The sequence below is a fragment of the Hyphomonas chukchiensis genome, assembly GCF_000682695.1.
GTDB classification, from domain to species: Bacteria; Pseudomonadota; Alphaproteobacteria; order Caulobacterales; family Hyphomonadaceae; genus Hyphomonas; species Hyphomonas chukchiensis.
In genome coordinates, this window is the sequence record NZ_AWFG01000096.1 from 1 (window position 1) to 23,539 (window position 23,539).

At 61.6% G+C, this 23,539-nt stretch carries 20 protein-coding genes; 7 read left to right on the forward strand and 13 right to left on the reverse strand.

Features of this window, described 5'->3' with window-relative positions:
* From HY30_RS20395 to HY30_RS18240, 7 genes are all read right to left on the reverse strand, one after another.
* The coding region (locus HY30_RS20395; RefSeq protein ID WP_034744483.1) for a hypothetical protein at window positions 1-185 on the reverse strand (185 nt) is incomplete at its 3' end.
* 57 nt (window positions 186-242) lie between these two features.
* Window positions 243-1,322, reverse strand: coding sequence for a mitochondrial fission ELM1 family protein (locus HY30_RS18215; protein ID WP_034744485.1), 1,080 nt, complete (start codon window positions 1,320-1,322; stop codon window positions 243-245).
* Window positions 1,322-1,795, reverse strand: coding sequence for a transcription elongation factor GreA (gene greA / locus HY30_RS18220; RefSeq protein WP_034744488.1), 474 nt, complete (start codon window positions 1,793-1,795; stop codon window positions 1,322-1,324). Before greA ends, HY30_RS18215 begins: the two co-directional genes overlap by 1 nt.
* 73 nt (window positions 1,796-1,868) lie before the next feature.
* Window positions 1,869-5,147 (reverse strand): carbamoyl-phosphate synthase large subunit, encoded by a 3,279-nt coding sequence (gene carB, locus HY30_RS18225; protein ID WP_034744491.1) that lies wholly within the window; start codon window positions 5,145-5,147, stop codon window positions 1,869-1,871.
* A gap of 151 nt (window positions 5,148-5,298) precedes the next feature.
* On the reverse strand, window positions 5,299-5,784 hold the full coding sequence (locus HY30_RS18230) for a nuclear transport factor 2 family protein (RefSeq protein WP_034744493.1): 486 nt from the start codon (window positions 5,782-5,784) through the stop codon (window positions 5,299-5,301).
* Between the two features lie 213 nt (window positions 5,785-5,997).
* Window positions 5,998-6,336, reverse strand: coding sequence for a YMGG-like glycine zipper-containing protein (locus HY30_RS18235; protein WP_051615706.1), 339 nt, complete (start codon window positions 6,334-6,336; stop codon window positions 5,998-6,000).
* A 104-nt stretch (window positions 6,337-6,440) separates the two neighbouring features.
* Window positions 6,441-7,175 carry an MBL fold metallo-hydrolase gene (locus tag HY30_RS18240; protein ID WP_034744760.1) on the reverse strand — a complete coding sequence of 245 codons (735 nt, stop codon included), beginning with the start codon at window positions 7,173-7,175 and terminating at the stop codon, window positions 6,441-6,443.
* 289 nt (window positions 7,176-7,464) lie between these two features.
* Between HY30_RS18240 and HY30_RS18245 the strand changes: the two genes are divergently transcribed.
* Window positions 7,465-8,055, forward strand: coding sequence for a TetR/AcrR family transcriptional regulator (locus HY30_RS18245; protein WP_051615707.1), 591 nt, complete (start codon window positions 7,465-7,467; stop codon window positions 8,053-8,055).
* Here the strand turns inward: HY30_RS18245 and HY30_RS18250 are convergent.
* Both HY30_RS18250 and carA read right to left on the reverse strand, forming a co-directional pair.
* On the reverse strand, window positions 8,052-8,714 hold the full coding sequence (locus HY30_RS18250) for a 2OG-Fe(II) oxygenase (RefSeq protein WP_034744496.1): 663 nt from the start codon (window positions 8,712-8,714) through the stop codon (window positions 8,052-8,054). The genes HY30_RS18245 and HY30_RS18250 overlap by 4 nt on opposite strands.
* A 42-nt stretch (window positions 8,715-8,756) precedes the next feature.
* The gene (gene carA / locus HY30_RS18255; RefSeq protein ID WP_034744499.1) at window positions 8,757-9,938 is read right to left on the reverse strand and encodes a glutamine-hydrolyzing carbamoyl-phosphate synthase small subunit; all 1,182 of its coding nucleotides are present in this window, start codon (window positions 9,936-9,938) and stop codon (window positions 8,757-8,759) included.
* A 131-nt stretch (window positions 9,939-10,069) separates the two neighbouring features.
* Between carA and HY30_RS18260 the strand changes: the two genes are divergently transcribed.
* From HY30_RS18260 to rpoD, 4 genes are all read left to right on the forward strand, one after another.
* Window positions 10,070-10,564 carry a GatB/YqeY domain-containing protein gene (locus tag HY30_RS18260; RefSeq protein ID WP_241765781.1) on the forward strand — a complete coding sequence of 165 codons (495 nt, stop codon included), beginning with the start codon at window positions 10,070-10,072 and terminating at the stop codon, window positions 10,562-10,564.
* A 145-nt stretch (window positions 10,565-10,709) separates the two neighbouring features.
* Window positions 10,710-11,462: a PRC-barrel domain-containing protein gene (locus HY30_RS18265; protein WP_034744502.1), complete on the forward strand. Its 753-nt coding sequence runs from the start codon at window positions 10,710-10,712 to the stop codon at window positions 11,460-11,462.
* A 130-nt stretch (window positions 11,463-11,592) separates the two neighbouring features.
* Entirely contained in the window at window positions 11,593-13,491 is a 1,899-nt protein-coding gene (dnaG, locus tag HY30_RS18270) for a DNA primase (RefSeq protein WP_051615708.1), read from the forward strand.
* A gap of 65 nt (window positions 13,492-13,556) precedes the next feature.
* On the forward strand, window positions 13,557-15,512 hold the full coding sequence (rpoD, locus tag HY30_RS18275) for an RNA polymerase sigma factor RpoD (protein WP_034744505.1): 1,956 nt from the start codon (window positions 13,557-13,559) through the stop codon (window positions 15,510-15,512).
* Window positions 15,513-15,541: 29 nt separating this feature from the next.
* On the opposite strand, the gene HY30_RS19565 is transcribed toward rpoD, so the two are convergent.
* The 4 genes from HY30_RS19565 to HY30_RS18295 all read right to left on the reverse strand — a co-directional run bounded on the left by HY30_RS19565 (window position 15,542) and on the right by HY30_RS18295 (window position 20,820).
* Entirely contained in the window at window positions 15,542-17,512 is a 1,971-nt protein-coding gene (locus HY30_RS19565; RefSeq protein WP_051615709.1) for a PAS domain-containing sensor histidine kinase, read from the reverse strand.
* Between the two features lie 211 nt (window positions 17,513-17,723).
* Window positions 17,724-18,575, reverse strand: coding sequence for a KPN_02809 family neutral zinc metallopeptidase (gene ypfJ / locus HY30_RS18285; RefSeq protein ID WP_034744508.1), 852 nt, complete (start codon window positions 18,573-18,575; stop codon window positions 17,724-17,726).
* Between the two features lie 156 nt (window positions 18,576-18,731).
* Window positions 18,732-19,169 carry a GIY-YIG nuclease family protein gene (locus HY30_RS18290; RefSeq protein WP_206741508.1) on the reverse strand — a complete coding sequence of 146 codons (438 nt, stop codon included), beginning with the start codon at window positions 19,167-19,169 and terminating at the stop codon, window positions 18,732-18,734.
* 208 nt (window positions 19,170-19,377) lie between these two features.
* Window positions 19,378-20,820 carry a hypothetical protein gene (locus HY30_RS18295; protein ID WP_155839419.1) on the reverse strand — a complete coding sequence of 481 codons (1,443 nt, stop codon included), beginning with the start codon at window positions 20,818-20,820 and terminating at the stop codon, window positions 19,378-19,380.
* A gap of 281 nt (window positions 20,821-21,101) precedes the next feature.
* Here HY30_RS18295 and panD point away from each other — a divergent pair, with 281 nt between their 5' ends.
* The gene (panD, locus tag HY30_RS18300) at window positions 21,102-21,458 is read left to right on the forward strand and encodes an aspartate 1-decarboxylase (protein WP_034744516.1); all 357 of its coding nucleotides are present in this window, start codon (window positions 21,102-21,104) and stop codon (window positions 21,456-21,458) included.
* Window positions 21,459-21,553: 95 nt separating this feature from the next.
* On the forward strand, window positions 21,554-23,512 hold the full coding sequence (locus HY30_RS18305) for an alpha/beta hydrolase family protein (protein WP_034744522.1): 1,959 nt from the start codon (window positions 21,554-21,556) through the stop codon (window positions 23,510-23,512).
* Window positions 23,513-23,539: the final 27 nt, after the last annotated feature.

Sequence of the window (23,539 nt, forward strand, 5' to 3'; positions counted from 1 at the left end):
TCGGATGCACGAATGAGGATAACACGGCCGGTCTTGCTGAGACCCCAAAGCATTTGTGAGCGGGGACCACCGTTCGCCTTGAACCACGCACGTAAACGCTGGATGCGCAGGAAGATCAGCGGCCAGATCAGTACGAGGTACCATGGCAGGCCCTGCATGGGGCGGAAGAGGCTGAAGTCCGGCATCGGCGGTGAGTATACGCCAGCCGGAATAGGGGTTGGATAAGTCCCGCCTTGGAGGTCTCAGCTCATCCAGTCGGGTGGGGCGACGTGGGTGCCGCTGGCGGGCATGTTGGGCTGGGGGTAGCGCTCAAGGAGCCGGGCGACGATGGCGTCGGCGACGCGGTCGGCCTCGCGCAGGGGCTTGTAGGTCCAGGTTTCGAGCGAGCCGCCGAACCAGCGGGCGGCGCCATGCTGGATCAGGCTGTCATGCAGGCGGTCGAACTTGTCATGCCGGCCTTCGAGGCGCGCAATATGGATCGGGAGGCCATGCCAGGCCGCGTCCGACAGCATGTTGGAACTGTCCTCGGTGACGATGGCGACGTCAGAGAAGGCGAGCCAGGCGATATAGGGGTTCTGGCCGTCTTCCGGGCCTGACCAGAAGCGGGCGCCGACCTGGTCTGTCAGGTTGCGGAAACGAGTGACGACCTGCAGCGGTGTGCGGCGCGACGTGGTGATGCGCAGGCGCCAGCCGAGGCCCGCGAGCTGGCGAAGCTGGCCTTCGAGGCGCTCGGCGGCCGCCTCGGTGAAGGTATGCGTCTTGGAATCGCCGCCAATAATGACGATGGCGCTCTTGGCGCGCTCGTCGGCAAGGTCGGCGAAGGCCTGGCCGGCATCCTCGATCGTGTCGGGCGCGAAATAGGAGGGCGAACCGATGGTCTCGATCACGTTCGGGCCAGTGACTTCGTCATGGCTGGGCGCGACGAGCATGTCGAAATTGGACGGGTCGATGTTCGGGTCGAGGATCTGGACGGTCAGCGTCTTGCCGCCCGAGAGTTCGCGCACGGCCCGCGTGAAGGGGGCGGAGCGGCGGCCGGCGGCAATCCAGACGGTGGGCCACGGGCCTTCCAGCACGCCGCGCTGGGCCGCAGGGAGGGAATGGGGGAGCAGGGGCCATTTGTCGGCGGGCAGCCATGTCCATGGCGCGCGCGGGCTCAGCGTAACCGGGTCGGCCCGGTGAGCGGCGCCGTCAATGTGCGCGATCTTCATCCAGCGGCGTGTTTCGCCGAGCGCCTGCAGGATGGCGCGCACCTGCGAGGCGTTGCCTGCGCGGCCATCGGACACCGCCCAGACTGAAGGTCCGAGCGGGCCCGCCCCGCCCATTATTTGTACTCGACCTTGGCTATCTCGTAGGCACGGGCGCCGGATGGCGCGGAGACTTCGGCTTCGTCGCCCTCTTCCTTGCCGATCAGGGCGCGGGCGATGGGCGAGGTGACGGAAATCTTGCCGAGTTTCACGGAGGCCTCGTCTTCACCGACGATCTTGTAGGTCTGCTCCTCTTCGGTATCGACGTCGACAATCGTGACGGTCGCGCCGAAGCGGATCTTGGTGCCGGAGAATTTCGAGACATCAATGACGTCAGCGCGTGCGAGCTTGTCGTCGATCTCGCTGATACGGCCTTCAATGAAGCTCTGCTTCTCCTTGGCGGCATGATATTCGGCGTTCTCGGAGAGGTCGCCATGTGCGCGCGCTTCCGCGATCGCCGCAATGATGCTCGGGCGTTCGACGGATTTCAGAGCCTTCAGTTCTGTCTGAAGCGCAGCATGGCCTTCAGCGGTCATGGGAATGCGTTCCATGTCAGGTCCTTTGTATTTATATATTGGCGCGAAATGCTTGTCGCAAAATCAGAGGCCGTCAAGTGGGCCCCGATCAGACCGATTGCAAGGCGCGCACCGAGATTTCCCGCGTTTTCAGGCTTGTGATGGCCTGAACGGAGGCAATCGAGGCTGAAAGTGTTGTGAAATATGGGATCTTGCGGTTAACGGCGGTCCGGCGGATCGATGCGCTATCGGACAGGGACGCTGCACCTTCAGTTGTATTAAACATCAGTTGCACGTCGCCATTAATCATTGCGTCAACGATATGGGGCTGGCCTTCGAGCACCTTGTTGACCCGTTCGACGGGCAGGCCCTGTGCTTCAAAGAAGGTGGCCGTGCCGCTGGTGGCCAGCAGGGTGAAGCCCATATCGACCAGTTTGCGGGCCGCTTCGGCAATCGCTTTCTTGTCGGAATCGCGCACCGAGATGAAGACCTTGCCGCTTTCGGGCAGGCGGACGCCCACGCCGAGCTGCGACTTCAGGAAGGCCATGCCGAAATCATCGTCCCAGCCCATGACTTCGCCGGTCGAGCGCATTTCCGGGCCGAGCTGCGGGTCGACACCCGGGAAGCGGGCGAACGGGAAGACGGCTTCCTTGACCGCCACGCGGCGGGGATTGGCATTGGTCAGGTCAAAGCTGGTGAGGGATTCGCCGGCCATGACCTTGGCGGCAATCCCGGCAATCGGCGCGCCGACAGCCTTGGCCACGAAAGGCACCGTGCGGCTGGCGCGCGGGTTGGCTTCGAGAACGTATATTTCCTCGCCTTTGACCGCGAACTGGATGTTGATGAGACCGCAGACCTTGAGCGCGAGGGCGAGGGCTTTTGTCTGCTCGGCAAGCCGGGCCTGCAGGGCCGGTGACAGCGTGTAAGGCGGCAGGGCGCAGGCGCTGTCGCCGGAATGGACGCCGGCTTCCTCGATATGCTCCATGATGCCGGCGACATGCACATTGGTGCCATCGCAGATGGCGTCGACGTCGACTTCGATGGCGTCTGACAGGTAGCGGTCGATGAAGAGCGAGGCGTCGCCAGAGACCATGAGGGCCTCGGCAGCGAACTTGCGCAGGTCTTCGTCATCGCGGGCGATTTCCATGGCGCGGCCACCGAGCACGAACGAAGGGCGCAGCATGACCGGATAGCCGATCTCGTGGGCCTTCACTTCCGCTTCCTCTACACTGCGGGCAACGCGCGACGGAGCCTGCTGGATGTTCAGCTTGTCGAGCAGGGCAGCGAAGCGCTCACGGTCTTCTGCGAGGTCGATGGAGTTCGGGCTGGTGCCGAGGATGGGCACATTTTCGGCGTGCAGCGTGCTGGCAAGCTTGAGCGGCGTCTGGCCACCGAACTGGACGATCATGCCTTTCAGCGTGCCGGCGCTCTGCTCCTTGTGGATGATCTCCAGCACGTGCTCGTCGGTCAGCGGCTCGAAATAGAGACGGTCCGAGGTGTCATAGTCGGTCGAGACGGTTTCCGGGTTGCAGTTGACCATGATCGACTCGATGCCGAGGTCTTCCATCGCGTATGCTGCGTGGCAGCAGCAATAGTCGAACTCGATGCCCTGGCCGATCCGGTTGGGCCCGCCTCCGAGGATGATAGCCTTGTCGCGGGTTGAAGGCAGGGCCTCGCAGTCGGGCGCCTCGGTGCCGTAGGAGGCATGCTCGTACGTGGAATAGAGGTAGGGCGTCTTGGCCGCGAATTCGGCGGCGCAGGTGTCGATGCGCTTGTAGACCGGGCGCACGTTCAGGGCGTGGCGATAGGCGCGTATTCCGGCTTCGGTCTTGCCGACGAGCTGGCCAAGGCGCTTGTCGGAAAAGCCCATGGATTTGAGTTCGGTGAGGGCATTGGCATCGTCTGGCAGGCCGCTGGCGCGGACCTTGGCCTCGACCTCGGTAATTTCCTGGATCTGGCGCAGGAACCAGGGGTCGATGGAGGTGACGCCGTGCACTTCCTCGACGCTCATGCCTTCGCGGAACGCCTGGGCGACGACGCGCAGGCGGTCTGGCGTTGGCAGGGCGAGGGCCTGGCGCAGGGCGGCGTCTGTTTCAAAGGGCAGGTCATCGAGGCCGCAAAGGCCTGTCTCGAGCGAGCAGAGCGCTTTCTGGAGGCTTTCCTGGAAGCTGCGGCCGATCGCCATGGCTTCACCGACGGATTTCATGGCCGTGGTGAGGACCGGATCGGCGCCCTTGTACTTCTCGAAGGCGAAGCGCGGGATCTTGGTGACGACGTAATCGATGGTCGGTTCGAAGCTGGCGGGCGTGACGCCGGTAATGTCATTGTCGAGTTCGTCGAGCGTGTAGCCCACGGCAAGCTTGGCGGCGATCTTGGCAATCGGGAAGCCGGTCGCCTTGGAGGCCAGCGCCGAGGAGCGCGAGACGCGCGGGTTCATCTCGATCACGATCAGGCGGCCGTCTTTCGGGTTCACGGCGAACTGGACGTTCGAGCCGCCCGTCTCGACGCCAATTTCGCGGAGGACCGCGATCGAGGCGTTGCGCATGATCTGGTATTCTTTGTCGGTCAGCGTCAGGGCCGGTGCGACGGTGATGGAGTCGCCGGTGTGCACGCCCATCGGGTCGATGTTCTCGATCGAGCAGATGATGATGCAATTGTCCGCCTTGTCGCGGACGACTTCCATCTCGTATTCTTTCCAGCCGAGCAGGCTTTCATCGATCAGGATCTGGGCGTTCGGTGAGGCGGCGATGCCCGAGCGGCAGATTTCCTCGTACTCCTCGACATTGTAGGCAATACCCCCGCCGGTGCCGCCGAGCGTGTAGGCAGGGCGGATAATGGCGGGCAGGCCGACCGTTTCGAGGGCATCCATGGCCGCTTTCAGACCGGAGATACGGTCATAGCCCTTGATCTTGCCATTCTCGCCGCGGATTTCCGGGCAGGCAATGATGGCGGCGCGCGGGTTTTCGAGGCCGATGCGGTCCATAGCCTCGCGGAAGAGCTTGCGGTCTTCGGCCATTTCGATGGCTTCGGCCTTGGCGCCGATCAGTTCGACGCCATGCTTTTCGAGGACGCCGGCATAGTGGAGGTCGAGCGCGCAGTTCAGCGCCGTCTGGCCGCCCATCGTGGGCAGCAGGGCGTCAGGCTTTTCGACTTCAATGATCTTCTCGACAATCTCGGGCGTGATCGGCTCGATATAGGTCGCGTCGGCGAGGTCCGGATCGGTCATGATCGTCGCCGGGTTCGAGTTCACCAGAATGACCCGGTAGCCTTCGGACTTCAGCGCCTTGACCGCCTGGACGCCGGAATAGTCGAATTCGCAGGCCTGTCCGATGATGATCGGGCCGGCACCAATGACGAGGATTGATTTGATATCAGTGCGCTTCGGCATGGTAATTCTCTCTCCCGGTCAAACGGCTGCCTCATAGCGGGGAGTCGGTCCCAAGGGCAAGGATAAACAGGTCCGTGGCTGCTATCTCATCTGGCAGGGGGATAGCAGGGGGCAAGACAGGGTCGTGTTGTCGCAGCAGGATGGGCGCCGGTCAGGCCATGCGGCCTTCGGAGTCGACCGAGGTGTGTTCCTGCACAAGGCGCCACTCGCCGTCCTGAATCTCCCAGACGGCGGAAACGGCCTGACGCTGGATCATGGCAGTTCCCTCATGCGTCTCGCCTTCAAAGAGGGTAAAATAGGCCGCCGATGCGAGGCTCTGTGACGCGCGGATGTCGACGTCAGACGCGATGGCCACCTGCCAGCTTCGGAACGTCTCGCGCAGGACCGGCATCCAGATGGCCTGATAGGTATCAAACGAGTCGCTCAAGGCGATATCCGAGCCGAAATCGCTCATCATGTTCAGGGTGCCTTTGCCCATGAGCGGCCGCAGCACTTCCATGTCGGTTGCGCAGGCGTCGCTCGACCAGGCATCCACCCATGCATCGATACGGCCTCGCACGACAGCTTCGGGTGTGCGGTGAGGCACCATGGCGAGCATGCGGGGCTGGGCCGAGGGGATGGAATGTACGCGTGGCATAGGGACTTCCGTTCGACGTCCGGCTGATGTGCGGACCTTGATCAAACGGCGGCACGTGAGGAGCGTTCCGGGGCTGCCCAAGGTGATTCAAGGGCGGAATCGGGGCGGATTGTGGCAAGGCTTCACCCAGGCTGGGCGCAAAGAAAAGCCCCGCATCCCTGATGGGATACGGGGCTTGCCCTGGCGATGTACGGTCGCCCTGTGACTTGCGGCCTACCAGCGGCGCGAGTCGTATGGGTAACGGTCATAGGCATTGGCATAGCCGTCGCCATCAGCGTCACGTTCGTCTTCCTGGTCTTTCACACCGGGCATGTCGCAGTCTTCAGACTCCGAACAGCCTTTGGCTGCACCGGCTGCACCACCGAGCACACCACCAATAACGGCGCCACGCTGGGCATCGCCATCACCGACATTGTTACCAATCACGGCACCTGCAACGGCGCCGGCTGCTGCGCCATAAGCGGCGTTCTTTTCGGTCGTACCGCTGGATGTACAAGCGGCGAGGACAATGGCGCTCGCGCCTGCTGCGAAGAGCTTCATATAGGTTGTCATTGTGTGCTCCTTATCTTGATCACGGGGTACAAACGCCGGGTGATCAGGAGCGGTTCCATTTTTTTGCTGTTACAAGCCGGTTAGGAAACCGGCCGAGCCATATGTCAGGTCCAGCGCTTGGACAGTTTCTGGCTCATAATGTCAGCCTCTTCCCGCGTTGCGCCCTGATAGCCTGTAACGCTGTCGGCGACGAAGGGATTGGACTGGCGCTCATGCCCGAATGTCGAAATCGGCCCGTGGCCGGGCACGAAGCGCATGTCATTGCCCAGCGGCCAGAGCTTGCCGGTGATGGAGTCGATCAGCTGCTGATGATTGCCGCGCGGAAAGTCCGTCCGCCCGACTGAGCCCTGAAAGAGAACATCGCCGACAAAGGCGAGGGCGCCTTCCTTGTTATAGATCACGACATGACCGGGCGTGTGCCCAGGACAGTGTGCGACGCCAAATTTGGTGCCGCCAAGCTCCAGTTCGTCACCATCGTGCAGGTAGCGTGTGGGAGTAACGTTCTTTCCATCCGTGATGCCATACTTGGCGCCCTGCGCTTCGACCTCGTCGAGCAGCCACTGGTCATCCTCGTGCGGGCCGATAATGGGGCAGCCGGTCCGTTCCGAAACGGCGGTGGCGGCGCCTGCATGGTCCAGGTGGCCATGGGTGAGCCACACAGCGACAATCTTGACGCCGAACTGCTCGGCCGCCGCCATCAGCCGGTCGACTTCGCCGCCCGGATCGATGAACACACCTTCCATGGTCGCGGTCGACCAGATCATGGACGTGTTCTGCTGCAGGGGCGTCACCGGAATGATCCGGATTTCGAGTTTGGGCTGGGGGGCTTGATCAGTCATGACCCAAAGATAGCGACCCGAAGGCGGTTCGTGAAGCATTTCCCCGATTTTCGTGGGGTAAACGTGCCCTCTGCACGATCAGGACGGACAGTTTGGGAGCCCGAGGAAAAATGGCCACCCCGGCCTTTCGAAAGGGTCCGGAGCAGCCATTCTGTCCACCATCAGCAGGCGTCCGGATCCCCACCCAGCCTGCGTAATTGCGATTGGTCAAATTTCACGGAGGAAACCCATCCAATTGTAAGTTTTACATACCACTGGTATGATAAAGCAACAATAGGCCAATTGATCGATGGTCAAGCGCACGCCAGAACAGGCTGAAGAGACGCGTCGCAAGATACTTGCTGCGGCCCGGCACCTGTTTGAAACAAAGGGATATAGGGACACGTCGATCGCTGCGATCGTTGACGAGGCGGGCACCACGAAGGGGGCCTTGTTCTATCATTTTTCCAACAAGGAAGCCCTGTTCAGGGAAGTCTGGACCGAGTTGCAGCTGGAAATGGATGCCGAGACCCGCGCCGCCGCGGCCGCCGCCATCTCGTCCACCGATCCTTATGCTGCCTTCCTCGCCGGGACGCGTGTCTATTTCAAATGGGCCTCAACGGAAGCCTACCAGCGGATCGTGCTGACAGACGGGAGGGCTGTCATGGGCCTTGAGCGCTGGCAGGAAGATGATGACCGGCTCGGGCGCAACAACGTGGCCAACGGCCTGCGCTATCTGGCCAAGCAGGGCCATATCAGTGAGGCGCGTATCGTACCAATGTCAGTCATGCTGCTCAACGCGCTGAACGGGGCGGGATTTTCCCTGTCGCGCAAGGATCCGGGTGTGACGGCGGACAACCTGTTCGAGGCGTTCGAGGAATTGCTGCGCGGCCTGCGCTAGGTCAGCGGATCGACCCGGCCGTCGCCCGACTGGTTGACGCGCCACCATCCTGCGATGCCGTAGCGGCGCGCATGGGTGACTTCGACGGCATGGGGCACGGTTTCCGACAGCATGAAGACAGCGCCCGCGCCTTCAGGCAGCAGGCGTGCGGCGGGAACAGCGCCATCGTCCGCGCCTTCCGGCCAGATCACCAGCGCGCCACCATTCTCGTCGCTCCAGGCTTCGTTGAGATAGACAACGAGTGAGATGACCCGGTTACGCGCGCCTTCGAAACTGTCGACGTGGCGATCATAGAAGCCGTCGACCGGATAGACGGCGAAGCAGGCCTCGAAATCGAACAGGCCCAGCATCAGGGCACGGTTCAGGCTCTCGCGGATAGGCTCGGCCCAGGCCAGGAAGGCCTTCTGGGCCGGGGTTGATCCGTCCATCCATGAGATACGGGTGCGGCGCACATCGCGGGCCAGCTGGAACATGTCCTCGCGGCCAATGCCGGCGGGGTCGAGATCCTGTTCCCTGTCGCGCTCAAGGATTTCGGCGCGGAGGGCTGATACGAGCGCGTCCGGCAGCATGTCCGGTTGCCAGCTCCAGCCCTTCAGCGACAGGTCCCCGGCAATGACGCCGAGCCTGTTGTCACCGGGAGGCGCGACAGCGATGTCCATGCGGATCAGGCGTGCAGGACGATCCGGCCTGCGCCGGAAGTCCTAGCCACGGTGATCGGCCATGAGGCCGGCAAAACGGTCGAACAGGTAGAAGCTGTCCTGCGGGCCGGGCGAGGCCTCGGGGTGGTGCTGCACCGAGATAATCGGCTTTCCAGCGACGCTGAGACCGGAATTGGTGCCGTCGAAGAGCGAGGTGTGGCTCTCCTCGACGCCTTCCGGCAGCGTTGACGGGTCAACCGTAAAGCCATGGTTCATCGACACGATCTCGACCTTGCCGGTCGTGTGGTCGCGAACCGGGTGGTTGGCACCATGGTGGCCCTGGGCCATTTTCATCGTCTTGGCGCCGAGCGCGAGGGCCAGCAGCTGGTGGCCGAGGCAGATGCCGAGGATGGGCGTGCCGCTGGCAATCACGTCGCGTATCATGTCACCGGAGCGCAGGATGGTCGCTGCGGGGTCGCCGGGGCCGTTGGAGAAGACGACGCCATCGGGCTTCAGCGCCGCGATCTCGGCTGCGGTCGCATCGCCGTTCACCACGGTGCTGCGTGCGCCCACGCTGGCGAGATTGCGCAGGATGTTTTTCTTCACGCCGAAATCGACCACGACGACGTGGAATTTCGCATCTTCAAGCGCGCCATAGCCGCTACCGGCCTTCCAGGTCTGCTCGTTGTTTTCGAAAGTGGCGTTGCCGACGACATCGGCTGCAAGGTCCGCATCATCCAGGCCCTTCCATGCGCGCGCCTGCGCGACGAGGGCGTCTGTATCAATCCGGCCCTCAGGCTGGTGGCAGATGGCGACCTTCTGCATGCCCTTTTCGCGGATCAGCCGGGTCATGGCCCGGGTATCGACGCCGGAAAGGCCGATAATGCCGCGTGACTTCATCCAGGCGTCAAAGTGACTGGTGGAGCGGAAATTGGAGGGTGCGGTGATGGGTTCGCGGAAAATGGCGCCGCGGGCGGCCTTCATGCCCTCAGGCGACGATTCTTCCTGATCGTCGGCATTGGCGCCGACATTTCCGATATGCGGGAAGGTGAAGAGAACCACCTGCGAGGCGTAGGAAGGGTCCGTCAGGATTTCCTCATAGCCGGTGATACTTGTATTGAAGCAGATCTCACCAACATTTGTTCCTGTAGCGCCTGCGCCGAATCCGAGGAAAATGGTGCCATCCGCCAGGGCGACGGCTCCCGTCGCTGGTGAGTCAGCTTGAACTTTGGTGTCTTTAGTCATATCTCATTTCGCTTCCGGGCCGTTTCCCGGTCGTTAACCCAACCGACCGAAGATTTTGTCCGGTTAATGGGGCTGAGTCTGCGCATCGTCAAGCAAAGTGGCGCATGCGGCATGTGAAAGGCAATAACGGCATGGGCCGAGAGGATACAACTGAAACGATGTCGCTCAAGGCGCGCATCGTCCAGGCATTGAAATCCGAGACCGAAAAAGGCGCAAGCGACGTTCGAATGGCGACGCTGCGACTGATCGAGTGCGCCGTGCGGGACAGGGATGTCTGTGCCCGTGGTCGCGGTGTCGGTGAAGGCTGCCCGGACGCCGATGTGCGCTCTGTGCTCGAAACCATGGTCGCCCAGCGCGAGGTCTCTGCGCGCGAGCATGAGGAAGCCGGACGTCTCGAGGATGCCATTCGCGAGCGCGAGGAAATCGAAGTGATCCAGAAATTCCTGCCGGTGCCGCTGAGCGGTGCCAAGCTGGAAGCGGCGGTGAAGGATATTGTCGAGGATCTCGGCGCATCCAAGCTCAAGGATGTCGGGCGCTGCATGTCAGCCCTGAAGAAGAAATTTCCCGGCATGATTGATACGGGCAGCGCCGGCAAGGCTGTCCGCGAAGCGCTCTCGCGCTCCTGACGCAATACGATATTGAAACCTGTTGAAGGGACTGCGCGCGGCGTGGTCCCTTCGCGATTCCTTTCCAAAAATGCAGACCTTAAGGGGAACCGGGCGGCGGCACATCGCGTTGAGCGGATGTTATTGCAAGGAAAGGACCCTTACTATGAAACATTATATTGCCCCTATCGGTGCCGTCGCTGCTATCGCCCTTCTGGCTGCCTGCTCCGGCGCTGACACAAATGTTGACACCGCAGGTGTGAACGACACGACAGCCCACACTGAATCCACTGACATGGCCGACGCCACGGTCGACAACACGACCATGGACGAAACCGAAATGGCGCGGGCATCCTATGTGATGGCCGCTGGCGAATATGAAGCCTCCGACCTGATCGGTGATAACATTATCGGCGCTGATGGCGAAAAGATCGCTACGGTTGCCGACGTCCTCATCGGCAAGGACGGTGCTCCTGGCCAGATCGTCTTTCGTGACGGCGGCATCCTCGGCGTTGCCGGTGACCTCGGCACGCTCCCGTTCAGCTCCGTCAGCGTAAAGCTCGATGCTGAAGGCGAACCTGAAGTTTCGGCCGCCCTTGTTGACGAGTCGCTGGAAGGCGTCGCGGAGTTCAAGCAGGATGGTCTGAACGACTATAGCCTCGCCTCCGAGCTGATCGGCTCGAATGCCGAACTGGCCGTTGCCGACAACTATACGCGCATCACCGACCTGATCATGGATACCGAAGGCCATGTGAAACATGCCGTCGTGACCGATGGTGTTTCGGGTGTTGCCTCTGACGAACGCCTCGTCGTCGACTTTGGCGCCATCACGGTTGTCCAGGGCGACAGCGAAGGTGAAGTCATGATCAACAAGACACCTGAGCAGATGAAAACCGCCCCGGTCCTGCACGACATGTAACAGACCTTCGCCGGATAATCCGGCACTTGGTAGAATGGCCCTGCCGTAAGGCGGGGCCATTTTCATATTGGCAGCCTATCCGGCTATTTCCGCGTTTCCCGGAATGCCGCAACGCGCTACACTCTATCCAATGTCCCAGACCGTGCGCATCCCCGATGGCTTCGTCGAAGAACTGAAGGCCCGCATCCGGCCTTCGGATGTGATCGGCCGCAAGGTGAAGCTGGTCAAGAAGGGCAAGGAATGGGTCGGCCTGTCGCCCTTCACCAATGAAAAAAGCCCTAGCTTCTACGTCAATGACCAGAAGCGCATCTTCAAATGTTTCTCCTCCGGCATGGGCGGCGACGTCATCAGCTTTGTGATGGAGACAGAGCGCCTCTCCTTCATGGAAGCGGTCGAGAAACTTGCCGAAGAAGCGGGGATGAGCCTGCCCAAGGCCAGCCCCGAAGCGGCCGAGGAATATGACCATCGCAAGCGCCTGCAGGCCGTGTGCGAAGCGGCGGCCAGCTATTTCGAGGACCGGCTGCAATCTACCAAAGGCGCGGCGGCGCGGGCCTACCTCGAAGGACGCGGCCTCCTGCCGGCAGCCTGGCGTCGCCACAGGCTCGGCTATTCGCCAGATGACTGGCGCAAGACCATCGAACACCTGAAGTCCGAAGGCTTCACGATGCCGGAGATCCTGGAAGCTGGCCTCGCCAAGGAAAGCGACAAGGGGGGCGAACCCTATGATGCCTTCCGGGGGCGCCTGATGTTCCCGATCCCGGATTCCCGGGGCGGCATCATCGCGTTCGGGGGCAGGGGCCTGACGCCCGATGCCAAGCCGAAATACCTGAACTCCGGCGATACACCGCTCTTCCACAAGTCCCGCGTGCTCTATCGCTACAAGGCGGCGCGTGAGGCGCTCGGCTCGGGCGAGGGCGGCGGTTTGATCGTCTGCGAAGGCTATATGGATGCCATCGCGCTGGCCGAGGCCGGCTTCGGGCATGCCGTCGCGCCGCTCGGAACGGCGCTGACCGAGGACCAGATTGCGCTTCTCTGGCGCGCCGGACCTGAGCCTGTGCTCTGCTTTGACGGCGACAAGGCGGGCGTTGGAGCTGCCTTCCGCGCGCTCGACCGGGCGTTGCCTCATGTCGAACCGGGGCGGTCGCTCTATTTCGTCCTGTTGCCTGATGGCATGGACCCAGACGACCTGATTCGCGAGCGCGGCCCTGCGGCCATGACGGAGGCGCTGGATAATCGCCTTGCCCTTTCAGAACTGCTCTGGCGCCGTGAGCGCGATGCCGAGCCGCTCGACACGCCCGAACGCCAGGCCGGGCTGGAGGCCCGCCTCGCGGCGGCGTCGGCCCTGATCCAGCATCCGGGTGTACGAGCCGCCTATGAGCGCGATCTCAAGGCTCGCATGCGCGATCATTTCTGGCAGGTGCGTCAGGCCAGCCGCAGCAGCAACAATCGCGGCAACAGTGCCGGTAACAATAGTTACAACAACAGGAAGCGCCCCGGAACGGGACAGAATCCCGCCTCGGGCGAGTCCGGTCAGGCGGCGCTCAAGAGCGGCGCGCCGGCCAAGCTGCGCGGTCTTGGGGCTGTTGTCCGGGCGATTGACAGTCCCTTCCTTCTGGCGCTCGGCGCGGAAACACTGGCGGCCTCGATCTTCCCTGATCCGGATGTCAGCCAGATACGCGACTGCGTGCTGGACTTTGTGAACGCAGGGAAAGCTATTGACCGCAGCGTCATGAGCGCCCATTTACTCGAAACTGGGAACATGCGCGCTTCCAGATTGCTCAAAGATTATCCTGACACGCCTCAGATAGCGGCCGATGGGCCCGAGGCACGGGAATGGCTTATAGCCCTCGAGCAATACATGGCGGTGAGAGGTTCCGACGGGCAGGATCCCGGCTCTGGCACAGAAGCTGCGAGCGGGGAGTCAACGGCGTCGCCATCTGCGTGGCGCCGAAGGCATCAGCTTGTCGCAGAACGTAGGGCCCTCAAGGCCCGCATGAACGAGGCAGCAGGAAAAGTCGGCGAAAGCTGAAGGCGCAGGGCAATTTTGGGCAATCCGGCAGGGCAGATGCCGGAGCACCCACAGGAGAGAATTGAATGGCAACAGCCACCAAAAAGAAGAACACCGCGGGTGATGGTGAAGGCGAAGACGAAAAGGACGGCGAAACCGCCCTCGTCGACTTCAACGCAACTGACGTCAAGAAAGTCCTGAAGCGCGCCCAGAAGCGCGGCTTCATCACGCATGACGAAGTCAACGCCCTGTTGCCCGCCGAGGACATGACCTCGGACCAGATCGAGGACGTGATGTCCCAGATCTCGGAAATGGGCATTGCGGTGGTCGAGAGCGAGGAAGAGGCCGAAGCCGAAGGCAAGGCGCTCACCAAGATCGAAGACAAGAAAGTTGTCACCAAGAAGGGTAATGCGCGCGGCTCTGACCGCACGGATGACCCTGTGCGCATGTACCTGCGCGAAATGGGCGCTGTCGAGCTGCTCTCGCGCGAAGGCGAAATCGCCATTGCGAAGCGGATCGAGGCTGGCCGGGACGCGATGATCCGCGGCCTGTGCGAAAGCCCGCTGACCTTCGAAGCCATGATGGTGTGGCGTGACGAGCTGATCAACGAGCGCATCCTTCTGCGCGACCTGATCGACCTTGAGGCAACCTATGGCGCGGAAAACCCGCCGCCTGAGCCCAAGCCCAAGGACGAAGAAGATGAAGCCGACGAGGCGAAAGCCGAAGGCGAAGAAGGCGCAAGCGACGATGATGAAGACGACGAGGACGATGCTGCGGCAATGTCCATGTCGGCCATGGAAGCGGAGCTGCGCGAGGGCGTGCTCGCCAAGCTGGACGAGATTGCTGACGGTTTCGGCCGTTACCGCAAGCTGCAGGACAAGCTGGTCGGCCGTCGCCTCGAAGGCAAGGACCTGACGCCCAAGGCGCAGGCCGAATATGACGAGCTGTCGAACAATATCGTCGACAGCCTGAAAACGATCCACATCAACAATGCCCGTATCGAGGCACTGGTCGAGCAGCTCTACGCCATCAACAAGAAGCTGATGGGCCTGGAAGGCAAGCTGATGCGTATGGCGGACGCCCATGGCGTGCCGCGCAAGGAATTCCTCGAGAACTATTTCGGCCACGAGCTTGAGCCGGAATGGGGCGAGCGCGTGAAGGCGCTATCGGCGAAGTGGAAACGCTTCATCGAGGGCAAGGATGAAGAGATCGAAGCCGTGCGCGGCGAGATTTCGGAAATCGCGCAGGAAATCGGCATTCCGATCGACGACTATCGCGTGCTGGTCCAGACCGTCCAGAAGGGTGAGCGCGAAGCGCGCATCGCCAAGAAGGAAATGGTCGAAGCCAACCTGCGTCTCGTGATCTCGATTGCCAAGAAATACACGAACCGCGGCCTGCAATTCCTGGATCTCATCCAGGAAGGCAACATTGGCCTGATGAAGGCCGTCGACAAGTTCGAATACCGTCGCGGTTACAAGTTCTCGACCTATGCCACGTGGTGGATCCGCCAGGCCATTACCCGCTCCATCGCGGACCAGGCCCGCACGATCCGTATCCCGGTGCACATGATCGAGACGATCAACAAGATCATCCGCACGCAGCGCCAGATGCTGCACGAGATTGGCCGCGAGCCGACACCGGAAGAACTCGCCGAAAAGCTGGGCCTGCCGCTGGAGAAAATCCGCAAGGTTCTGAAGATCGCGAAAGAGCCGATCTCGCTGGAAACACCGATTGGCGACGACGAGGATTCAAACCTTGGCGACTTCATCGAGGACAAGATGGCGCTACTGCCCGTCGATGCCGCGATCCAGTCGAACCTGCGCGAGACAACCACCCGCGTCCTCGCCTCGCTCACCCCGCGTGAGGAACGCGTGCTGCGCATGCGCTTCGGCATCGGCATGAACACCGATCACACGCTGGAAGAAGTCGGCCAGCAATTCTCGGTGACCCGCGAACGTATCCGTCAGATCGAAGCGAAAGCTCTGCGGAAGCTGAAGCATCCAAGCCGCAGCCGCAAATTGCGCAGCTTCCTGGATACGTAAGGCAGTAGCATCAGAACCGGTTAAACCTCTTAGGCGGCGAGCTTCATGCGAAGCGCACTGCCTGAGGGGCCGCCGGTTCCGCTGATCCCCTGTTCCAGCAGATAGAGCAGCGCGCGCACATAGCGCCCTGTCAGTGTGCGCATCTCTTCATTCATCGGCCCGGACCGGGTGCGCAGGATGAAGCAGAGGTCGCTGGCAACCGAGCCGAACAGCTGGAATCCAAAGAAGGGCCCCTGACCCTGGCAATCATGGGCGATGCGGTGCACGTCCGGCGCTGTGATTTCACGGTTCGCGTCCAGTGCGTAAATCAGGTCGCGCAACTGACTGTGCACGGATTTCAGCCAATCCTGTCGCAGGACATCAAGCGCATCATCGGGAGACGGATCGTGCGTTTCCGCGCCTTGCAGACCGTGGAGCAGTTCTTGCAGCGGGTCGGCGGCCACGTCACCGGCGTCTGATCTCCCATTCACACGCGCGATGGCGCTCAGCAGGTCGCCCTGGTCGATCGGTTTGGTGACATAGCCGTTCGCGCCTTTCGATAGGAAGCGCTCACGGTCGCCGGACATGGCATCCGCTGTCAAAGCGATCACCGGAATGTCACGATACGGCGTATCGCCAGAGCGCATGATCGCCAATGCCTCCATACCATCCATCACAGGCATATGGACATCCAGAAGCAGGACGTCGAATGTCTCGCGCGCGAGGGCCTCGAGCACTTGTTGTCCATTCTCTGTCTCGGTGATCTGCACGTCATACGGCGTCAGGAAAAGCTTCACCACTTCCCGGTTCACACGGTTGTCGTCGGCCAGCAGGACGCGCAGCCCGGTTAGGGATGCTGCCGCGATCCCGGGCGTCTCGCTGGAGCCCTGCTCGTGTATCCGAGACGCCGCCGGATCGGCCAGAAAGGTGAGGCTGAAGGTGGAACCTTTCCCGGGCTCGCTTTTCGCGACAACATCGCCACCCATCATGCGGGCCAGGCGGCGAGTAATCGACAGACCTAGCCCTGTGCCGCCAAACTGGCGTGTCGTTGATGAATCGGCCTGTGTGAAATCACTAAACAGGCCCGCGAGCGCCTCTGCACTAATGCCGATCCCGGAATCGTGGACGTGGAGTGTCACGCGCCATTGGTCGCCCTCCGGCTCGGTGGCCACGCAGACGCGCACTCGGCCGGCGTCGGTGAACTTGATCGCGTTCGATATAAGGTTTGACAGGCATTGCCGCACGCGGACGGGATCAAAACGCAGGGCGCCGTTGATCGGATCATCCATCGAGACGACCAGCTCAATTCCCTTCTCGCGTGCCCGTGGCTCGAACAGGCGGGTCACACGTTTGACCGTATGGCGCAGGTCGCCGTCCACGGCATCAATGTGCAGCTTGCCTGCCTCGATCTTCGACAGGTCGAGGACATCGTCGACAAGCGACAGCAGGGTGCGGCCGGAGTCGAGCAGGATTTCGACCTTGTCATGCTGGGCGGGTGTCAGGTCCGGATCCGACATCAGGGATTGCGCCATGCCGAGAATGCCATTGAGCGGCGTGCGTATCTCATGGCTCATCGATGCCAGGAATTGCGACTTGGCGCGGCTGGCAGCCTCGGTCTCGCGGGCCCGGGCTTCGGTCTTCTTGTAGGCGGTAATGTCAAAATTGATGCCGGCAATGCCAATCTTGCCGGATGGCAGGCGGACCGGCAGCTTTTTGGTCAGCGCCGTCATCTCGGGGCCGATTTTCTCTTCACTGAGCGAAATGCCTTTCGCGAGAACCTTCCGGTCCTCCCGCTCAAAACCCTCCCATTGTTCGCGTGGGTAAAGGTCCCGGTCAGGATGCCCAAGATAATCAGTGATTCCCGTCGCTTTCCGGATGAAGCGATCCAGCGCCGCATTGCCATAGATGAGGTTCAGGTTTTCATCCTTGATGAACACGGGATCGGGCAGGGCATCGAGAAATGCCTGCATCAGTTCAGCGATATTGTCGACAAGCGGTGATGGGCCATCCTTGGCTGACATGCGCTTTCCCCCGATCTATTTTTGAGCGAAAATAGAGGAAGTTCGCGAATCGAGTGTTAACGCTATCTTCCCTGGGATGTTTGTATCGGGATGAGACTTATCCGCTCAGGCAACCCTAGCGCCATAAAGACATGCGTGGCCGTTCTTCGCCTGGACACCGGCAGCCTGGCCTTCAGCGCATGCTGACACCCAAATGAAACCGGTCCGCCATCTAAAGGGCAGAAAACGTGTCGCACTGCCTCGGATCGCCGGTCGTGATGCCGCGGCGCAGCCATTCCATCCGCTGGGCAGAGGTGCCATGCGTGAAGCCTTCGGGCGAGACGCGTCCTGTTGAGCGCTTCTGCAGCATGTCATCGCCAATCGCGTTGGCCGTCTTCATGCCTTCTTCCACGTCGCCCTGCTCGAGCGCGACCTGGCCGCCGGAGGCCTCAGCCGCATGGGCCGCCCAGACGCCGGCATAGCAGTCGGCCTGCAGTTCAAGCGCGACGGAATACGTGTTGGCCTCGGCCTGGCTGCGCGCGCCCTTCTGGGCCTCACGCACTTTCGCCGATGTGCCGGTCAGCGTCTGCACATGGTGGCCGAACTCGTGGGCGATGACATAGGCACGGGCAAAGTCTGCGCCGGACGCACCAAGCTTGTCTTCCATTTCCTGCCAGAAGGAGAGATCGAGATACACGGTCTGATCGTTAGGGCAGTAGAACGGGCCCATGGCGGCCTGTCCGAAGCCGCAGCCGGTATTGGTGCCTTGCGTATAAAGAACGGTGTTCGGTGGCTGGTAGCCCTCCATCTGCGTGCGCCAGACGTCGTCGATATTGGTGCCGATGACATCGACAAACTGGCCAGCCTCGTCTTCCGGTGTGCCGACCGGCGCCTCGCCTTGTGGTGATGATGAGACGGCAGCCTGGTCAAGAACTTGTGCTGTTTGCGAAGGGTCGATTCCGAAGACGAAATAGCCAATCAGGGCGATCACCAGCACACCGATGCCGCCGCCGGCAACGGCGCCGCCGCTCATGCCCCGTCTGTCTTCAACATTACCGCCTTTGCGTCCGCCTTGCCACCGCATGAAATCCGTCTCCCTGATATGCCGGAGGCCTGTGTCCGGGCTTGCGCAGTTTGGCCGACATTACTGTCTCAGCCCAGCCCCAAACGCACAAGAGTGCCCGGAGTTTCCAGATCGGTCATCGATGGTTTTGCGCCACCCTTTTTTCAGGCGGAAAACTCAGGTGAAATCCGCGTGGGCGCCGTAGGCGCAGGCGCGGCGCGCAGACAGGATATGGCTGCGCTGCGGGTTGCGCCATCCGGCCAGGTTGAGGGGCGGTTCCAGCTGACGCACCAGCAGGGAGCGTGCCTGAGCCGTGTCGCAGGCAAGGGGCAGCTGCGCCACATGAAGGGCCTTGGCCATCCAGTCTGACAGGAGCGCCTCGCTGTCTGCCGTAAAGGCGAACGAGAAGCCATCGTTCCATATGTTGGTGGGCGCCACTTCGAGCGCCAGCTCGCGCTGCAGCAGTGCGCCAAGACTGCGTAGTGGCGACGTGGAGCGGTTCGCATTGAGCGCCCCTGTGAAATGATCGATATGGGAAGCGCCCGTCACATTGTGGCCGATATAGATCAGTCCATCATCGGCTGGCATCAGGCCGGGAAGGGAAAACCCCTCCACCAAGTACACACCATAAACGCCGCGGGCCCTCTGGGATTGCCCATGCCAAACCGCCCGCGCTGCGGCCAGCGCGCTCCTTACGTCTTCGATCAACATTGTCCCAACCCACACAACCTTTGAGGGAAGTGTTAGCGCTCGCTAATCCTTATGTCCATATCTAGAACAAGATAATTTCGAGTGGTTTTAGGGTTCTACAGCAGGAGTATGATCAGCCGCCCATCTCGTGCCAGAGGTCCATGGCCTGACAGAGGCCTTCCTGCTGCAAGGCGGCCTGCGCACCGGAGTTGAACTGGTCGCTGGCTGAGGCGGCCCAGACGGCGGCGGCGGAATCAAAGCTGGTAAAGCCGATCTCCGACATCCCCCGTTCGATACGGCTGCAGATCAGGCGCGCGGTGTCCGCGTCGCCGGTGTCATTCAGCGTGGCGATCCGGTCGGCCAGGTCGAGGCGCGAGAAGATATAGTCATAGACTGTCAGGTCTTCGCCCACATCGAAGGCGAGAATGTCGCCCGAGGGGATGCCCGTATAGTCCGGCTCCTGGCCATCATAGTCAGACGAGGCGGCCGTGAAGATCGACGGGATCGGCTGGTCGAGATAGACCGCCCACTGGCCGATCGAGCCCTTGCCCTTGGTCTGTTTGATATTGCCCGCTTCCGGCAGTTCTGCCGAGACGACGAGGATCGGCGTATCGCTCCATGACTTCACCGAGAAGGCGCTCGTCGATTGTTCGGTGATCGACTGGCCAAACAAGGTTGTCGATTGCGTGTTCAGGAAGTTCGAGGCTTCCAGCATCAGGGGCTGGTTGAAATAGGTCACCAGCGTCGAGGCGGGCGCGATCAGGTTGGCCGCCGTTGTCAGCGCGCCCATCACGCTCGCCCCGGCGCTCCCCTGCCGCTCGTCTGACAGCTGCAGCCGGAAACGGCCCTCGATTGTCGTATTGGGGCCCACCTTGAAATAGGGTGTGGCATAGACGGCAATGCTCTCATTGGTGGTCCAGGCTTCGCCTTCCTTGCTGTCAGACGAGAAGGTGGCTGAGAACAGGGCCTTCGTCGCCTTGATGTCCGGCTTGGCGACATCGAATTCAGCGATCAGTGTACGGGTTACATTCCGCGAGCCCATCATGCGCGAGAACCAGTTGCGGCTCTCCTTGTTATAGTTGCGCATCTCGAGCGGCTCCTTGCGCTTGCCTGATGATACGCCTTCCACATCATAGGCATCCGGCTTCAGCGTGACGATCTGGATACGCGTATAGCGGTCCTGCAGCATCAGGCCGTATTCGGAATAAAGCGCGGCCTCGTCGATCGCGACGTCAATGAAGGGCAGGTAGTCCTTGCCGGGCTTCGCATTGCTCACGGCGCGGCCAATGGGCCGTTCCGACCCACGTCCCGGGCCCGACGACCCCACCATGGGCGGAGGCGGCGCTCCCATCCCGGTCGAGGGGTATGGCAGGCCGCGATCCGGGCCGTAGTCACCATCCTCTTCACTATAGACCGGCGGAGGTGGAGGTGGAGGTGGAGGTGGCGGCGGCGGTGGAGGGGCAGGCGGAGGGGGAACCTCGGTTGCCGGTGTCGATCCCCCCGGCGTGACCTGTTTGGATGCGCATGCCGTTGCAACCAGTGCGATGGCCAATACCCCAACCTGTCCATATCTCATGACGCGCGTCCCCTTTAGCTGCGTTCCGTCCCATAGTTAACAAAACGGTAACACCGCCCGCCTCTGCGCGCGAGCCCCCGAAGGCCGTTTCCAGCAAGGCGTGTAACTGGCCACGATATTGCATCCAGAGGGAAGCATGGGATTTTGGGTTCTGTTGCAGAATAGGGCTTTACGCTGCAGAGGCTGCAATGCCATAAGCCGCTTGCCGACGGGGCAGCAGAACCCCATATACTCACTGTGAGCATATTTGCCACGCTGTCTAACGCCGGGAGGGCACATTCTTGTTGCTCAACATGTTGAAAGCCAAACTTCACTCTGCCACGGTCACCCAGTGTGACCTGCACTATGAAGGCTCTATCTCCATCGACCAGGACCTGCTCGACGCGTCCGGCATCCTGCCGCACGAGCGTGTGGACCTGTGGAACGTCACCAATGGCGCCCGCATCCAGACCTATGCGCTCGAAGCGCCCCGCGGCTCGCGCACGATTGGCGTCAACGGCGCTGCTGCCCGTCATTTTGCGGTCGGCGACAAGATCATCATTGCGGCATTTGCCAGCGTCGAGGCCGAAAAAGCCCGCCAGCACGCGCCGACTGTGGTGCTGCTCGACGACGCCAACGAGATCAAACTCCCGGCCTGATCCGCGACGCTCACGATTTCATAATTTCAAGGTTGAAACCCGCGCAACCCTCGCGCAGTCTGTAACGCAAACAACGCGTTGCGGGCGTGGGAATCATGCGGGCATTCATACTTGGATTGATGATCTTTGTGCTTGGCCAGTCTGCGCTGGCAGAAGCACCGCATCCCGCGCTTGAAGCCTATGGCGAGCTGCCGCGCGTGCGCCACATGACCATGTCTCCCGACGGCAAGATGGTGGCCTTTGTCTATCGGCAGAATGGCTCGGACGTTATCGCCACGCTGGATATTGCCACAAAGGCCATCACGCCGCGCCTGTCGGTCGACAATATCGCCACCCGCAATATCTGGTTCGCCGACGCCAAGCACCTGATCCTCAGCGTATCCGACACAAAGGACCTCGCCGGCTACAAGGGCAGCTTCGAATATTCGGAATCCTTTTCCCTGAACCTCGAGACGAACAAGTCGCAACAATTGCTGCGCGCGACGCGGGACATCTATCCGGCCCAATCCGGTCTGGGGAAGATTGTCGGCGTGGACAGCGAGGCCGGTCAGGCCCTGATGCCCGCCTTCATGCTGCGCCAGTCCAACCGGTCAGGCATCCCCGAGTTCGACCTGCTCAAGGTCGATCTGGACTCCGGTTTTGGTAAGGGTTTCAAATCGGGCACGCCCTACACGATCGACTGGTTCGTCGACACCAAGGGTACGGTCCTCGCCCGCGAGGAATATAACAACTCCACCAACATGTACCGCATCTATAGCGATCTCTCGGAGGGACGCGGCCCCATCTACGAGGAGCAGGCCGCTCGCCCGCCCTTCAACATCATGGGCGTGAAGCCAGACAGGTCCGCCCTGCTATTCGTCAGTGACGCAGATGAAAATGAGGGCTTCGACGCGCTTTTCGAGTTGGGCATGGATGGCAAGATCACCGGCCCGGTGCTGGCGCGCGAAGGGGCCGATATGGAGAGCGTGTTCCGCGACAAGAACCGCATCGTCGAAGGCATCCGCTATGCTGGTGCCTCGCCCAGCTACTTCTTCTACGATGAAGCGCTCAACAAGGATGTGCAGGCCCTGGTGGACCGTTTCGAAGGCGGCTCTGTGGAGATTGAGAGCCATAGCCGCGACTGGAACAGGATCCTCGTGTCCGTTTTCAATTCCTATGGCGTCAACAAATACGTCGTCCTCGACCGCAAGTCGGGCGACCTGATCGGCCTGATGGATAACCGGGACGATATCCCGGTGGAGGCTGTCGGTCAGGTCCTGGCGATCTCTTATCCGGCGCGCGACGGGCTCAATATCCCGGCGATCCTCACGCTGCCCGCAGGCGTCGGCTCGGCCGATCTCGCAAATCTTCCCATGGTCGTCATGCCGCACGGCGGGCCTTCCTCTTATGATGGCGTCACCTTTGACTGGATGGCGCAATATTTTGCCAATCGTGGCTATCTCGTGCTCCAGCCGAATTTTCGCGGTTCGGATGGTTATGGGCGCTCTTTCCTCCATGCCGGTTATGGCCAGTGGGGCGCAAAGATGCAGGACGATGTCAGCGATGGCGTCGCCGCGATGATCGCCGAGGGCCTTGTGGACCCGGCGCGCGTCTGCATCGTGGGCGCGAGCTATGGTGGCTATTCCGCCCTCGCGGGCGGGGCCTTTACGCCGGATCTCTACCGATGCGTCGTCGCGGTTGCGCCGGTCTCGGACCTTCGCAAGATGATATCCGACGTGTCCTCCGATCTGGGGTCGCGCCACTGGGTGGTCGACTACTGGAAAGACCTGATGGGCGATCCCAAATCGCCAACCGTCGACATCGACGCCATATCGCCCGCCAACAGCGCCGCCGCGTTCAAGGCGCCAGTCCTGCTCATCCATGGCAAGAATGATACGGTCGTGCCGATCAGCCAGAGCGAGGTGATGCAGCGCGCGCTCGAAAAGGCCGGCAAGCCCGTCCAATTCATCCGCCTCGACGGCGAAGACCATTGGCTCTCTGAAGGCGACACCCGCATCCAAACGCTCCGCGCGATGGCCGACTTCGTCGAGGCCAATATCGGCGAGGGTCAGTAGTCTGAAAGATTGCCCACAGCGAAGCGG

Bases quoted from the DNA above. Each gene is read 5' to 3' on its own strand.
- dnaG (WP_051615708.1), top strand. From the start codon at position 11,593: ATGTCCCAGACCGTGCGCATCCCCGATGGCTTCGTCGAAGAACTGAAG.
- rpoD (WP_034744505.1), top strand. From the start codon at position 13,557: ATGGCAACAGCCACCAAAAAGAAGAACACCGCGGGTGATGGTGAAGGC.
- greA (WP_034744488.1), bottom strand. From the start codon at position 1,795: ATGGAACGCATTCCCATGACCGCTGAAGGCCATGCTGCGCTTCAGACA.
- HY30_RS18240 (WP_034744760.1), bottom strand. From the start codon at position 7,175: ATGACTGATCAAGCCCCCCAGCCCAAACTCGAAATCCGGATCATTCCG.
- HY30_RS18215 (WP_034744485.1), bottom strand. From the start codon at position 1,322: ATGGGCGGGGCGGGCCCGCTCGGACCTTCAGTCTGGGCGGTGTCCGAT.
- carB (WP_034744491.1), bottom strand. From the start codon at position 5,147: ATGCCGAAGCGCACTGATATCAAATCAATCCTCGTCATTGGTGCCGGC.
- HY30_RS18295 (WP_155839419.1), bottom strand. From the start codon at position 20,820: ATGAGATATGGACAGGTTGGGGTATTGGCCATCGCACTGGTTGCAACG.
- HY30_RS18265 (WP_034744502.1), top strand. From the start codon at position 10,710: ATGAAACATTATATTGCCCCTATCGGTGCCGTCGCTGCTATCGCCCTT.
- HY30_RS18250 (WP_034744496.1), bottom strand. From the start codon at position 8,714: ATGGACATCGCTGTCGCGCCTCCCGGTGACAACAGGCTCGGCGTCATT.
- HY30_RS18245 (WP_051615707.1), top strand. From the start codon at position 7,465: ATGGTCAAGCGCACGCCAGAACAGGCTGAAGAGACGCGTCGCAAGATA.
- HY30_RS18305 (WP_034744522.1), top strand. From the start codon at position 21,554: ATGCGGGCATTCATACTTGGATTGATGATCTTTGTGCTTGGCCAGTCT.
- HY30_RS18230 (WP_034744493.1), bottom strand. From the start codon at position 5,784: ATGCCACGCGTACATTCCATCCCCTCGGCCCAGCCCCGCATGCTCGCC.
- carA (WP_034744499.1), bottom strand. From the start codon at position 9,938: ATGACTAAAGACACCAAAGTTCAAGCTGACTCACCAGCGACGGGAGCC.
- HY30_RS18235 (WP_051615706.1), bottom strand. From the start codon at position 6,336: ATGACAACCTATATGAAGCTCTTCGCAGCAGGCGCGAGCGCCATTGTC.
- ypfJ (WP_034744508.1), bottom strand. From the start codon at position 18,575: ATGCGGTGGCAAGGCGGACGCAAAGGCGGTAATGTTGAAGACAGACGG.
- HY30_RS18260 (WP_241765781.1), top strand. From the start codon at position 10,070: ATGGGCCGAGAGGATACAACTGAAACGATGTCGCTCAAGGCGCGCATC.
- HY30_RS19565 (WP_051615709.1), bottom strand. From the start codon at position 17,512: ATGTCAGCCAAGGATGGCCCATCACCGCTTGTCGACAATATCGCTGAA.